Origin of the sequence: Gabonibacter chumensis (assembly GCF_024741215.1) — a bacterium.
GTDB lineage: Bacteria > Bacteroidota > Bacteroidia > Bacteroidales > Marinifilaceae > Gabonibacter > Gabonibacter massiliensis.
The window spans coordinates 86,548-101,897 of record NZ_JANSKB010000008.1; the positions used below are offsets into that span (position 1 = coordinate 86,548).

At 43.9% G+C, this 15,350-nt stretch carries 9 protein-coding genes; all 9 read left to right on the plus strand.

Annotated features, from left to right (window positions below):
- Positions 1-274: 274 nt before the first annotated feature.
- Positions 275-856 (plus strand): RNA polymerase sigma-70 factor, encoded by a 582-nt coding sequence (locus tag NVS78_RS13700; protein ID WP_052649443.1) that lies wholly within the window; start codon positions 275-277, stop codon positions 854-856.
- Between the two features lie 87 nt (positions 857-943).
- Positions 944-2,110 carry a FecR family protein gene (locus NVS78_RS13705; protein ID WP_286359663.1) on the plus strand — a complete coding sequence of 389 codons (1,167 nt, stop codon included), beginning with the start codon at positions 944-946 and terminating at the stop codon, positions 2,108-2,110.
- A 103-nt stretch (positions 2,111-2,213) separates the two neighbouring features.
- Positions 2,214-5,630 (plus strand): SusC/RagA family TonB-linked outer membrane protein, encoded by a 3,417-nt coding sequence (locus tag NVS78_RS13710; RefSeq protein ID WP_286359664.1) that lies wholly within the window; start codon positions 2,214-2,216, stop codon positions 5,628-5,630.
- A 16-nt stretch (positions 5,631-5,646) separates the two neighbouring features.
- A complete protein-coding gene (locus NVS78_RS13715; protein ID WP_286359665.1) occupies positions 5,647-7,212 on the plus strand; it encodes a RagB/SusD family nutrient uptake outer membrane protein in 1,566 nt (521 codons plus the stop codon).
- 23 nt (positions 7,213-7,235) lie between these two features.
- Positions 7,236-7,985, plus strand: coding sequence for a DUF4843 domain-containing protein (locus tag NVS78_RS13720; RefSeq protein ID WP_286359666.1), 750 nt, complete (start codon positions 7,236-7,238; stop codon positions 7,983-7,985).
- A 17-nt stretch (positions 7,986-8,002) separates the two neighbouring features.
- Complete coding sequence (locus NVS78_RS13725; RefSeq protein ID WP_286359667.1) at positions 8,003-9,595, plus strand: PKD-like family lipoprotein; 1,593 nt, start codon at positions 8,003-8,005, stop codon at positions 9,593-9,595.
- 169 nt (positions 9,596-9,764) lie between these two features.
- A complete protein-coding gene (locus tag NVS78_RS13730) occupies positions 9,765-12,419 on the plus strand; it encodes a zinc-dependent metalloprotease (RefSeq protein WP_286359668.1) in 2,655 nt (884 codons plus the stop codon).
- A 15-nt stretch (positions 12,420-12,434) separates the two neighbouring features.
- A complete protein-coding gene (locus NVS78_RS13735; protein WP_286359669.1) occupies positions 12,435-15,032 on the plus strand; it encodes a zinc-dependent metalloprotease in 2,598 nt (865 codons plus the stop codon).
- A gap of 74 nt (positions 15,033-15,106) precedes the next feature.
- Positions 15,107-15,350: ATP-binding cassette domain-containing protein (locus NVS78_RS13740; RefSeq protein ID WP_286359670.1), on the plus strand; the 244-nt coding region annotated here is incomplete at its 3' end.

Below are 15,350 nucleotides of genomic sequence, written 5' to 3' on the forward strand. Positions count from 1 at the left end.
ATTTATTTTTATGATATTTATTATAATTGGTTAATAATATGTGTATTATTTTTGGTCGGTGTGGTGTTGTTAATTCCTAAATTAAAATATTTGCATGCTTTATTGTCTTAATTGTGAAGAAGTGATATGATTGGATATCTATTTGATAAATTCCTTGAAAAAATCATAATTGACTAACGATTTTATAAAAAAAATACATTTGTTTTTATTATAGTCTTGCGAATGAGTTGAAATTTGACGTATCTTTGTTTGTAAGATTTAATACAGTTGTTTGGTGTCTGCTAATTTACTACAAGAGTTGAAAACGGGTGATGAACAAGCGTACAAACGTTTGTTCAGGGTTTATTACGCCAATTTGGTCGTTTACGCGAGTACCATATTGAAGGATCGGGAAGTAGCGGAAGATATCGTTCAGGAGTTATTTATTAATTTTTGGTACGAGAAGAAATACGAGAATATAAGTTCCGAGTTGGAGCGATATTTGTTTCGATCCACTCGTAACAATTGTATCAATTATATACGGAACGAGAGGAGACATAACGATAAGCTGGTTCGTATGATCGTGAATGAAAAGGAGGAGTGTAAGGTCGATTTGGAGGAGATGGAAGAGCGGGAAGAGTTGTATCGGGCTATGAATCGTTTGCCGGAACAATGCCGGCGTATTTTTAACCTGTGTTGTGTAGAGGGTATGAAATATCAGGAAGTTGCCAATCTGTTGGGAATTTCTATAAATACCGTGCGGACACAGATGGCGAGAGCTTTCAAATCATTACGAGTTTCTTTGAATGGAAAATCGTTTACTGCTTTATTGTATTTTATTTTCTTAAGGTATTCACAATCAGCGAAAACCAAATAAAATAAATTTTTTTCTAAAAAAAACGAAATCCTTGTCACATTAAATGTAGATTTTGGGGTCTTTTGACAAAATGCAAGGTTAAAAGATATGCAAAATTCTATTTGGGAAATAATTGCGGCCAAAATTAACGGTGAGGTGTTGACGTTAGAGGAGCAATCGATTTTACAAGAATGGTTAAAATCTGAGGTCGAGAATCAAGTCGTGCTGAAGAAATTAGAGAAGTATTACTTTGATTATAAGCAGGAAAAGTATATCGATGTTGATGCTGCTTATCAGATATGTATAAAGAAACTACAAGAAAAGCGTAAGACCAGGTATTTAAGGAGTATTAAGAAATGGGCTTATGCGGCTTCTGTTTTACTGTTGTTTTCGTTCTCTTTTTATTATTTTTTCCAGGATAAACCTGTTCGGATGAAATCGATGGAATCATTGAGCATTCAGGGAGGAGAGACAAAAGCTGTGCTGACTTTGGCTTCAGGAGAGACTATTGCTTTGAGTTTAGATAAAACGTTCACGTTTGTGGAGAAGGGGCAGGTGATCAGCAACAAAGAAGACGGGTTGATTTGTTCTGTGACGGGGGACTCTCTTGTTTCGAGTGAAGAGAATCTGGAATATCGTATTTTGGAAGTACCTCGAGGGGGAGAATATCCTTTGGAGTTGGAAGACGGTACGAGGATATGGGTAAATTCGGAATCCCGATTGAGATTTCCGTCGGTGTGGGGGGCTAAGGAACGGCGTGTGTATATCGACGGAGAGGCGTTTTTTGAGGTGAAAAGAGATTTGTCGAGGCCTTTTATCGTGACGAGCAAAGGAATTGATATTCGGGTGTTGGGAACGAAGTTTAATGTTGCGTCTTACGAGGGTACTTCAGAGATATTTACAACCTTGGTCGAAGGAGCCGTGGCGATTCAAAGCGACGAGAGGTCTTTGGGTGTTTTAAAACCGGGAGAACAGGCCGTATTTGATTCGCTGACGGGACAAATGAATGTGCGTCAAGTCGATGTGGCGCTATATATCTCATGGAAGGACGGATACTATAAGTTTGAAGGAACTACCTTGGAAGAGATCATGAATACGTTGGCTCGGTGGTATAATATAGAAATCCATTATGCGAGTGAAGAGTTGAAAGGAATCAGATTTTCAGGTAGGATAAAGCGTTACGGCGATATTCGTGAATTCTTGGAGATTTTAAAAGGGACTTATGATGTTGATTTCCAAATAGATAATAGAACTATAACTGTGAATAAAAAATAAAACTGAAAATGCTTCCAACATTTTCAGTTTTAGATAACGTGTCCCTTTGTCAAATGCGCGTAGACGCGGGATACAATGTTTAATTACTAAACGCTACAAATTTATGAAAAAGAAATGGATTTTTGCCATGTCACGTGGAAAAACGTGGTTGCAGGAAATTTTATTTACGATGGGAAGGATTACTTTTTTTATTCTTGCTGGGACAATGCTTCTCTCTGCAAAAGGTTTTCCCCAAAACGAGACCGTCAGCATTAAGATGAAGAACGCAACGTTAATCAAGGTTTTTAAAGAAATCACAGAACAAAGCGGGTATGATTTTCTTTATAATTATGATCTGATAAAGGGGGAGAGTCGTGTAAACGTGGAGGCGTTGAATGTAGAGGTAAAAGAGTTGTTACAAGAGATTTTGACACCTCGCGGTTTTGCCTATGAATTTAAAGAAAATTTGATCGTTATCCGATTGGCTCCTAAAGTGGCAGCTCAAGATAGTACGAAAAAGGAACCTATCTTGATCAAGGGAGTCGTCGTGGATGAAAAGGGGGTCTTCTTACCCGGAGTTACCGTTCTCGTAAAAGGTACGACCTTGGGAGTTGCCACGGACGATAAGGGGGCATTTCGCATTCCTATACCCCGGGATACGGCGACTTTAATCTTTACTTTTATCGGAATGCAGACTCAGAACGTAAAGATCAATGCTTTAAAGGAAGGAGAGGTTAGAAAAGATTTGAAAATCGTCATGAAGGAGGATAAGGTTGCGTTGGAGGATGTCGTTGTGACGGGATATTCCAATATCCGAAAAGAGAGTTTTACGGGAAATGTAACCACGGTAAACCGGGAACAGCTATTGAGAACCAATAGTAAGAATATGCTTGCGGCTGTTCAGACTTTCGATCCCTCTTTCCGAATCCGCCAGAGTGCGTGGGGATCCGACCCGAATAGTTTGCCTGAAATCAATATCCGGGGAGAGTCCAGTATCGGTATGAATAAAAGTCTGGAATCGGAATATATGAAGCAGACACAACGTACCAACCTGAAAGATAACCCTAATTTGCCCGTGTTTATTTTGGACGGATTTGAGGTGGATGTTCAAAAGATATACGATATGGATATGAACCGGGTGGAAAGTATCACTATCTTGAAAGATGCCGCGGCAACGGCTATGTACGGTTCCCGTGCCGCCAATGGCGTAATGGTTATCACTACCGTTGCTCCGCAACCGGGAGAAATGCGGGTGACTTATAATTTTACGGGTGGTTTGGAGTTGCCGGATCTTTCCGATTACAATCTTTGTAACGCTGCCGAAAAGTTGGAAGTAGAGCGGTTAGCCGGTGTTTATACGGCTTCTTCTCCGAGTAGTCAGCCGAACAGCGATCAAGATTATTACAACAAATTGAATCAGGTATTGAAGGGGGTTGATACCGATTGGCTGGCTCAGCCCTTACACAACGTATTCAATCACAAGCATACGATTTATATAGAAGGCGGTGTGGAAAGCATACGGTACGGGGTCGATTTCTTCTATGATAAAAACGGTGGAGCGATGAGAGGTTCCTATCGGGACCGTGTCGGAGCAGGCATGTCTTTGGATTATCGTTACAAAAAATTGCAAATTCGAAATTATATCTCTTACGCGGGAACGCGTTCTGAAAACTCTCCTTACGGTTTGTTCAGCACGTATGCCTCTCAGCAACCTTATTTGGAAATATACGATGAAGACGGCGAATACCTGAAGTACCTCAAAGATGGTATCGGAACGAAAGCCAATCCTTTATTCGATGTCACTTTAGGTGGGTTTGACGGTCGTACTCGTTACCATGAATTTCAGGATAACCTGAACGTGAATTTGTTTATTTTGGAGGGTTTGCAATTCAAGGGACAGCTGAGTATAACCAAAACGACCCAAAAACAGGAATCTTTTATAGATCCTAAATCTGTATATGCATATAGGAATTCTGGTAGTTACAATGAAAATGAAAGAGGAGAGTTGACCCAGAGTTATTCGGATAGTTATAGTTGGAACCTGAATGCCATGTTCTATTATAATAGGGCATTTGAAAAACATTTTATTAATGCAACGCTTGGAATAAATATCAAAGAGGATAATTCCAATTCACATACGAGTGTGTTTAAAGGATTCCAGATGGAGGGAATGTATAACCCTTCTTATGCCAAATCTCAACCGGATAAGACATCCGTGGATGAATCAACCAACCGTTTGATCGGTTTCTTGGCTTCAATAAACTACTCTTATAACGATGTCTATCTTTTTGACGGATCTATACGTTTGGACGGTTCTTCACAATTCGGTTCGGATAAGAGATATGCTCCCTTCTGGTCCGTTGGTGCTGGTATCAATATCCATAATTACAGTTGGTTGAAGGATAATTGGTTGTTAAGCAGGTTAAGACTTCGGGCTTCTTACGGTAGTACCGGTAAGGTGAATTTCCCGGCATACACGGCTGTTTCTACTTATGAAGTGGATTCGGAGCATTGGTATTATACCGGTCCTGCTACTTCCTTAAAGTACCTGGGTAATCCGAAATTAAAATGGGAAACTACCAAAACGACGGATGTCGGTTTCGAATTGGGATTCCTCAATGACCGTATACTGTTGTCTGCCAATTATTATATCAAGAAGACGGTGGATTTGATCGATCAGATTTCAATTCGTCCCTCTTCCGGCTTCAGCGAATACCGGGACAATTCGGGTTCTGTCGAGAATAAGGGTTTTGAAATAGACTTATCCGCTACTCTTTACCGGGATAAGGATTGGATCGTTAGCTTTATGGGGAATATGGGAGGAAACAAGAATAAGATAACGAAATTGGGAGCCGCGGCAGAAGCTTATAACGAGGCAATTAACGAGGCTTATCAAAACGGTTCGTCTTATTACACGCAATATGCACCGTTTACGAGATATTATAAAGGTGCATCGACAACGGCTATTTATGCCGTACGTTCGGCAGGAATCGATCCGGCAAACGGTAAGGAAAAATATATAAAAAGAGACGGTTCGAGTACCTATACGTGGGATTCCAATGACCAGGTGGTTGTCGGAGATGAATTACCCGACGTGCAGGGGTCTTTCGGACTCAATGTTAATTTCCGCGGTATTTATATGAATGCCACTTTCAGCTATCAATGGGGTGGACAGGTTTACAACACGACGTTGATGAATCGGGTCGAGAATCCTAATATTCAGAGCGTGAATGTCGACAAACGGTTACTTACCGAAAGGTGGAAAAAGCCGGGAGATATAACGCCTTATCGTAATCTTCAGAATAGTGCGAGTACGCAACCGACCAGTCGATTCGTGCAGGATGAAAATGTTTTGGAATTTACCAGTTTATCTGTCGGTTATGACTTTAAGAAAGAGTTGATAAGCAAATGGAGATTAACGGCCTTAGGCTTGCGTTTCAACGTGAACGAGCTTGCCCGTTGGTCAACGGTAAAGGTAGAAAGGGGAACCAATTACCCGTACGCGTGGAATTATAGTTTTACCTTGAATGTAAGTTTCTAACCTAAAAAGTAATGAAATGAAAGATTATATAAAAACAGTGGTATTATTGATATCGTTTTCGTTTGCCGCTTGCGAAAGCTGGTTGGACGTGCAACCGGAAACGCAAATTACCGAAGAGTCTTTGTTAACCACGGGAGATGGTTACAGATCCGTCCTGAATGGTTTATATAAAACCATGGGAGAGACAGCTTTGTACGGAAAAGAGCTGACTTGGGGTATGTTGGATTGTATATCTCAACAATATAAGCTGGGAGAAGATAATTTTTACGCGGGGAAGATTTGGAGGGATTTTGCAAAACTCGACTACACGACCACTTATTCCGTCAGTTATTTGAAAAATGTGTGGACGGATGCTTATAATATCATCGCCAATGCTAACAATTTGATACAGAATCTGAAAAATGCTACTCCCGATCTTTTTTCTCAAGGGGAGATGGAAAAGAACCTTATTTTGGGAGAGGCTTACGCTTGCCGGGCTTTTATGCATTTCGATATGTTGCGGTTGTTTGCTCCGGCTCCGGTCAATGACGACGGAAAAGCTTATGTTCCCTATGTAGAAGCTTATCCCAGCCTCTATTCTCAAAAATTGGGCGTACAGTCTTGTATCGATAAAATAATAACCGATTTGGAACAAGCTCGTCCGCTTGTTGTTGTCTGGGATACTTCTCTCGTGGGAAGAGGAACTTTAATCAGAGGAGAGAGTAGATTCCATAATACGTTCGTGTTCGGAACGGAAATTTACGGTAATCAGACCCTGAATGTGGAGAGCTTCTTCAAAGGACGCGGATATCGCATGCACTATTTTGCTGTAACGGCTTTGTTGGCAAGAGCCTATCAATATGCCGGAAGGTATCAGGAGGCCTATGAATGTGCAAAAGAGGTGCTGGAATTTAAAGTGAAGAGTAATTACGGTGACGAGTTAGCATTCGATAAGGATGATTTTTCCGGAGTCAGTTCTACCAATTGGAATAATAAAAAAGATCTGAAAACGATCAGTAACCTGATTTTCGGCGTGTATAATGAAAATGCTTATGAAGATTTCGGGTTGTCTTACAGTTATGCACCGGAATATACGGGAAGTGCAGGATGGTTCGTGCTTAATCTCGATGGACAGAAAGTTTTCCAGAATTATGCAGGAGTGGACGAATCCGACCGCGATTATCGTTATTTGCGTTTGACCTATCTTGCCGGAGGAGAGTATCCTATTTCAGGAAAGTATTATTGTAGTACGGACGAAACGACTCGGGATTATAATGCCACGGTCATCCCGTTGATTCGTGCGACAGAGATGAAATACATTATGGCGGAGTACTTCGCTCGTCAAAATAATTTCCCTAAAGCTAAAGAAATATTGGAAGATATTCGTAAGGCGAGAGGATGTGTTGAGTCCCTTAGTATTTCCAGTTGGGCGGATTTTGTGAGCGAATTGATCCGGGATGCCCGCAGGGAGTGGATCGGTGAAGGGCAATTATTCTATTTATACAAGCGTTTGAATGCCAGTGTGGATTTCGGTAATGGAACGGTTCGTCCTTTTACTCGTAGTGAATATTTATTGCCGATACCGACGAATGAAGGATTATGATAAATTTTAAATGATTTATAGATATGAAAAAGAGTATATATTTAAGTTTCCTTCTTTGTTTATTCTGGGCCTGTGAAGAAGAGAAAATTTTTACGTTTGCGGATCGTCCCGAAGTTTTTTTCGATAAATTTTATATGGATGCTATCTATCCCGGTACGGAAGGGGCCGATTCGACCGAGGTTTCTTTCTTCCATTATCCTGATGGAACCAAGGATATAGAAGTTCCGCTTGTAGTCTGTCTTTCCGGAAATCTTTTGACGGAAGACCTTACGTTCGGGTTAAAAGCCGTTACGGAAGGAAGTACGGGAGAGGAAGGAAAGGAGTTTACCCTGGATCCCTCTTATACGTTTAAGTCGACAACTGTGGGAGAAGATGCCGTGGACATAAGAGATACCATCTACTTGAAAATACACCGGACGGCTAAAATGGATGTTGCTCCCGTGCGGATTATCGTGGAATTGGTTCCCGGCGAAAAACTTGCCTTAGGACAATGGGAGAGGAGAAGGGCGATTATCGTCGTTTCGACTCAAGTATCACCGCCTGATTGGTGGGATGGCGATGTAACGAGTTATCTGTTAGGAAAATATTCGGAGAAGAAGTTCAAATTATTCATGAGCGAAATCGATAAGAAGGGAGAGATGAGTAAAGAGCTGATCGCGGAATCTCCCGACAGGGCTAAACAACTTGTTTTACAGTTTAAAGAGTGGTTGCTGGAACAAAATCCTCGGATATACGACGATGAAAATAACGAGTACATGCAAGTGATGTTGTAATTTAAAATGAAGTTATTATGATGAAAAACAAAATATTGTTAGGATGTTTATTTCTCGCCGCCTTATTGATAGGTTGTTTCGATGACGAGGGAACATATGACTACAAGGAGATCAACGGTCCGGTATGGGATTATAATTACTCCTCTTCTCCGGTTTATATTCGTGCTTACGAGGGGGATTCCACGAAGGCGACGGTTCCGATGCATTTCGAAGGAGATTCTTCTAATTTTAGATTCGAATGGAGAACTTACGACGGGAAACTTTTCTGTGAGGAAAGAGTGTTGGCGATATCTACGGATACCTTGTTTTCGAGACTGGGAATTACCTCCTATACGGAGATTCCTCAAACCGGAACTTTCACTGCCGTTGACCAGTCGACCGGAATGAAGTTCGTTGCAAGACTTTGGTTTTATACCTATGGAAGATACAGAAGAGGCAACGTCTTGATTTTGTCCGAGAACGGCAGTAATGCCAAATTGTCGTGTTATTCGCAAAAAACAGAAACCGTTAACGGGGTGAGTAAAGTGGTTTACAGTTTGCAGGATAATGTTTTTGAAGTAGCGAATGCCAATATGAAATTGGAGGGAACACCTCGCGGATTGTACGCGAATCATGACAACGCGATCTCTTCTTCCATGGCGGCGACGACGGTATTGACGAGTAAGGGTATATATGTGGTCAATAACGAGAATATGAAATTCGCCGAGGAGTTGAAGGATGAATTTATGAGCGGAACTCCTGCTAATTTTGATGTCGTGAGTGCGTTCCATCGCAGTCGGCTTTCTTTGTTGGCAACGGCAGACGGAAAGTTATACCAGAGAGTTAAAACGGCCAGTTGGTTGGGAGGAAAATTCCAGTCGGAACCTTATATTGTAGATGAAAAAGGATATCAAGTGACGGGCTTCGGTTTAGGACGTACTCCCTCGGGGGGATATATTTCACCTTGTTGGGACGAGAAAAACCGGAGAATATTGATGATTAGGATGAATTCTGAGCCCTTTAATATTTTCCCTTTGACCTACGTGGAGGGTGCCGAGTATCCGGATCCGGTCTGGGCTATGCCGGAAGGAACAGAGGTGCTGCACCTGTTTGCGGGAGAGTATTACAATTATTTGGGAAATGTGTATAAATATTCGATCATTTACAATGACAAGGATGGAAAAACTTGGTTGACCGATTTTATTGTCAATCGGGCTACCGGTTTGGTCGTTCAACATGAAGAGGCCGGTAAACAAGCGTTCCCGGGAGGAAATTTGCCCAAAGGAACGAAGTTTTTGACTTCGGCCGCTAATTACGGTGCCCCGATATCCAATAACTATATTTTCTATTCCAAAGGAAAAGAGATTCATTACGTGAACCGGGAAAATAATACGACCGGAAGCTTAATGAGCAGTCCGTTTGTTGCCAATGTTGTGGCGTTTATTTATAATGCGTCCAATATAGATTATAACAGATTGTATGTTGCTTTGGAAAACGGAGACTTTTTTGCAATTGACATATCTAATATCATTACTCCTAAGATCATAGAGGAGACGAGATTTAACGTGGGCGGAAAGATTGTTGACCTTTTGGAGTTAGCCTATAATAGCTATACCGATTTTTATAAATAATGATTTGTAAAAAGATTTTGGTAGATGACTAATGGAAGGTATTCCAAAAGATACTTTTGGAATACCTTCTCTCCTGAATATTTAATTGATTTATAGAACTATAACAGTTTGGTAACTGTTGTGGAATGGGAATGTTATATTGTATTTGTAAAATTGAAAAGAATTGGTAATGAAAAAAAGAGTTGTGATTTTCTTTATCGTGTTTGCTTTATTCGGAAGCGGACAGCTTGCCTTTGCAAAGCAAAAGAAAAAGGACAAGCTTCAGCCGAAGAGCGAAACTGCTTACGATAAATTGTTTAAAGGGAAAGCTTGTGAGACGGCGAGTGGTATTTTCACCATACACAAGATGGATGGTAAGGTTTATTTCGAGATCCCGTTGACTTTATTGGACCGTGAAATGCTGCTGGGTTCAACCATATCGGAGACGACGAGCAACTGGTTCGGTAGCGTGGGAGAGAAACCGACGGACCCCTTGCACGTTGTATTCACGAGAAGAGATTCTCTCGTGAGTTTATGTAAAGTGAACACGATGTACACCACGGAAGTGGAAAACTTGAAAGAACGCGTTAAGGCAAGCACACGACCTGCCACGTTATATAATACCGGGATCCTCGCTTACACTCCGGACAGCACGGCGGTGGTAATCGACGTGACCGATTTCTTTATCAGCGATAACGAGGAGTTGACCCCGTTTTCTCCATATGCACCGATCCTCGGAAACGGTCGTTGGATCGTCAAAGAGTTTAAAAAGGATAAATCCCAGCTGGGGAAGGTGAAGTCTTTCTCTGATAATGCGAGCGTGCAGTCCTCTTTAAGTTACGAGGTAAATGTTCGCGACGGTCGGTATTACTACATTTACAAGTTACCTTTCACGTCGGTATTGACCCGCAGTTTTATCCTTTTGCCTGACGAGCCGATGCGTCCCCGCCTGGCCGATCCCCGTATCGGTATTTTTTACCAGGGAGTATCCTCTTTCAGTCACGACAATAAAGGAGTCGAGGCCCTTTATTATGCGACCCGCTGGCGTCTGGAACCTTCGGACGAATCGGCCTATCGTTCAGGGCAGCTGGTAGAGCCTAAAAAACCTATCGTCTGGTATGTTGATAACGCCTTTCCCGAGAGCTGGAAAAAATACATCAAAGCCGGAGTGGAGGAGTGGCAGGCCGCTTTCGAGAAGATAGGCTTTAAAAACGCCATAATCGCGAGGGACTTCCCGACGGACGATCCGGAGTTCGATCCCGATAACCTGAAGTATTCTTGCGTGAGGTACTCCCCTTCCTGGATCGCTAATGCCATGGGTCCCTCCTGGACGGACCCTCGCACAGGAGAGATATTGAACGCTTCCGTTTACCTTTACCATAACATGGTAGAGTTGGTCACTGCCTGGCGTTTCCTGCAAACGGCACCGGCAGATCCGGACGTGCGTAAGGTCGCTTTTGACGAGGAGACCCTTGGCAATTGTATCCGTTACGTGGTGGCGCACGAGGTGGGTCACTGCCTGGCGTTGATGCACAACATGGCGGGTTCTTCCTCGATCCCGACGGACTCGTTGCGTTCACCCTCTTTCACCCAAAAACATGGAACTACGTACTCGATCATGGATTACGCCCGTAACAACTACGTGGCCCAACCTGGCGATAAAGAGAGAGGGGTAAAATTGACGCCCCCCAACCTGGGCCTGTACGACTTGTACGCTATCGCCTGGTTATACACTCCTCTATTGGATGTCAAGAGCGCTCGAGATGAAGTCCCGACGTTGAACCGGTGGATCAGCGAGAAATCTGGCGATCCCGTTTATCGTTACGGCAAACAACAGATATATTCACGTTTTGACCCGAGCTCAATCGAGGAAGATTTGGGAGACGACGCTATAAAGTCGGCGACCTACGGCGTGAAGAACTTGAAACACGTGCTCTCGAACATGAGTGCCTGGGTAGGAAAAGACGATCCCGACCTGGCGTTCCGGGAGAACATGTACAACGAGGTTGTTTACCAGTACGTTCGGTACGTGAACCACGTTTTATTGAATATCGGCGGTATTTACTTGAACGAGCGTTATGAAGGAGATTCCCGCCCCAGTTATTCCGTGGTTCCGAGAGAGAAACAACGCCGTGCTTTTCACTTCTTGTTGAGTCAGATCGGTGATCTTGATTGGCTTGACGCTAAAGAGTTGCAATCTAAATGGCCGTTGCGGAGCGAAATCTCGTCCGAGCTGGAAGACAAAATCTTCGGAGCGGTGATGAGCCGGCTGGGGAGTGTCACTTTAACGGCGGTGAAAGATGAAAATAAGGATACTTATACCCCCCGGGAATTTTTAAATGACGTTCAAGAGTTCGTTTTCAAACCGACGAGACAGGGCAAGACCCTTTCGGTGTCGGAGAAGAAACTCCAGATGAAATTGCTTGCCAATATCATGTTGTTCTCGGACGTGGCGAAGAAAGGAATCTCGGGCGACCCGTTTTCGATCGTTTCCGGTAGCGGGCTCGTGGATGTCCCGGAAGTGGTGAAGACGTTTCACCGTGAAAAATACGGGATGTTGTCTACGGAGTGGATGGGCATGTATTCGGACTTTCCGCGTGTCGAGGCTTGCAAGGAGGTGCCTGTGCTTGAACGGGGCACGAGCTTGGAACATTTAGAGCGTCAGGGTTTCGGTTACTGGGTGAATGTCAACTCGAATACGGTAGTTGAGCCTCTTGATCACCTCTATTTCGACATGTTGAAAAAGATACAGTCCCTGGTTAAATCGAAATCCAATACCGGATCTGCCGATACCCGTCAACATTACCGTTTACTACTTTATAAACTGGAACAGGCGTTGAAATAATTCATGATGTCACGTATGAAAGGAATACTATATATATTGATCACTTCTTTTTTGCTGGGATTTTTTTGCCAGGAATCTTGGGCGCGGAAAAAGAAGAGAGTGGAGAGGGGAGAAACGTTGACCCCTTACCGGCAACTTTTTCAAGGTAAAAAAGTGCAAACTTCCCGGGGGTTGATGACGATCCACAAGGTGGGAGACAAGGTCCTCGTCGAGTATCCGCTGAATCTGCTGGGAAAAGAGATGTTACTGGTCTCTTCCATCGAAGATATCAGCGATAACGGAGAGGGAGTCGTCGGTCAATTCGGGGGGTACTCGCTTCCCTTCCGTTTCGTTCTTTTGGACTCGACGTTACAGGCGCGGATTTCTCTTCTGGATAAGCCTTTGAACCGTGGTGGTGACCAGAACCTGGACGAGGCGATAGAGCGGTCCAACGCAGGTGGCGTTTACGCTTCTTTCAAAGTTGCGGCTTACACGCCGGATAGTAGCGCTATCGTGGTTGACATGACCCCTCTTTTCATGGAATACTCTCCTTACACGACCCCTTTTGCCGCTTACTCGGCTAACTCTTTTTACGGTTATATCGCCCGTGTTCACGAGTACAAGAAAGAGACCTCTTTCTTGAAAGAGGTCCGGTCTTATAAAGATAATATCTCGGTGACTTGCGAGTTGGGTTTTATCGAAAACATGTACTTGTTCGGTGCGTTCAAGATGTTACCGGCCGATGTTAAGGTTTCCGTTACGACTAACAAGATGTTGTTGCTGTTACCGGAGGAGCCGATGAAACCCCGCTTGGCGGATCCCCGCCTGGGAGTATCTTTCACGAGCGTGTCCCAGTTCCCGGATGGTCGAAAGCCCCTTGAAAGAACGTATTTCACGAAACGCTGGCGTTTAGAGCCGAGCGATAGTGCGGCTTACCAGCAAGGAAAACTGGTCGAACCCCTGAAGCCGATCGTTTTTTACATGGACACGTTGATTCCCCCGGCCTGGAAAAAACCCGTGAAAGAGGGTATCGAGGCTTGGAATGCGGCTTTTGAGAAGATAGGGTTCAAAAATGCGATACGCGTGGTCGATTTCCCGAGGAACGATCCGGATTTTAACGCCAACAACATCGGTTATTCGACGGTTCGTTACGCCCCGCTATGGATGGACATGCAACGTTCCATGACGATCGACCCTCGTACGGGGGAAATCTTGCAGGCGTCTCTTTACCTTTATGACGGGTTGGCCTCCGGTTTACAATTTGATCGCAAGGTGACGACGATGGCTTCCGACCCGGGAGTGAGACGGAAACAGCTTTCCGACGAACAGATCGGGGAGCTTATCCGGGCGAATGTCACGCGTGAAACGGGTATTAACCTGGGTTTGGTCTACAACGCTGGGGCCTCGAGTGCTTATCCGGTAGACTCTTTGCGTTCCCCTTCTTTCACGCGGGAACACGGTCTGAGTCCCTCGATCATGGATGAAGTGCCTTGTAATTACATCGCCCAGCCGGGAGACGTGGAGAAAGGCGTTCGTATGACTCCGAAAGGTTTGGGCGATTACGACTATTACGTGATCAATTGGTTGTATCGTCCTATCGCTAACGCTTCCCGTCCGGAGGATGAATTTGAAACCTTAGACCGTTGGATCAAGGAAGGCCGGGACAACCCCAATTGTCGTTTCGGTAAAATGCCTTATTACTATTACGACCCGACGACGTTCGCCGGGGATTTGGGAGACGATCATTTAAAAGCCCTCGAATACACCGTTAATAATTTGAAACTCTCCGTTCGTCATTTTTATGAATGGTACGCTGAAGGAGACGTTGATCAACGCCAGCGCGCGATCTTGTATAACATGTTATACGGGCAATTACAAAAACGGATAAACGACCTTTCGGTAAACCTTGGCGGTTTTTATCAACGCGAGGCGTTTGACGATGAAGATCTGACGAGTTACACCGCGGTTCCGAAAACCACGCAGAAAGCTACTTTGAAAGCGATGGTCGACCTGGCTAAAGATCTTTCCTGGTTGGAGAACGAGGCCGTCCTGCGACAACTCGAGATCGGCAACTCTTATATCGACCGTATCCGTGGTTTTATTTTCGGCACGTTGACCTTCCGTTTGAAGTACGTGGCGTTGGGAGCCGAAAAAGGTAGCGGTTATCCCGTAGAGGAGTATGTCGACGATATCTATAAAGCGGTTTGGGAAGGCACGATAAAAAACCGTCCGTTAGAGAAGCACGAGATGGCCTTGCAACGGGAGTTCTTGGGGAGCGTCGTCGCCTCCTCGACGGTAGCGACCAATGCCGGGAATTTCGTTCCCAAAAAAGGTTTGGTGGATTCATATAAAGCGGTATTCCCCGTTATAGACATGAAAACGGCGAATCGGTTAATGGACGAGTACCGCAATCAGGTGCGTTTCGACGGAAAGGCCGTTGAGGAACAAAGCGGTTTTTACCCGAACATGAACGTGGTTATGCCGAGTGATTATATCCCGGTGGATCATTATTTCAACCTGTTGTTTAAAGTTCAGGATTTGTTGAAAACAGCCGTTCAGAAAAGTACCGGTGATACGAAATTGCATTACGAGTACATGTTGTACAAAATACGGAAGATGTTAGATAAGAAATAATGATTGACGTTTTAAAGTGCTGATTTATAAACGATAATAAAGTATTAATCACTAATATAAAGTAAATCTATTGTATGGAAGAATCGATCGTAAAAATTGAAAATCTATCTCATCGTTACACGATCCAGTGGGCGATCCGGGATATCAATTTCGAGATTACCCGGAACGGTATTTACGGTTTGCTCGGCTCCAACGGGGCGGGTAAGTCGACCACGATGAATATCATATGTGGCGTGTTGAGACCGACGGAGGGTGATGTTTACATCAAGGGCGTGAGTATCCGTGAGAACCCTGTAGAGGCGAAACGCCATATCGGCT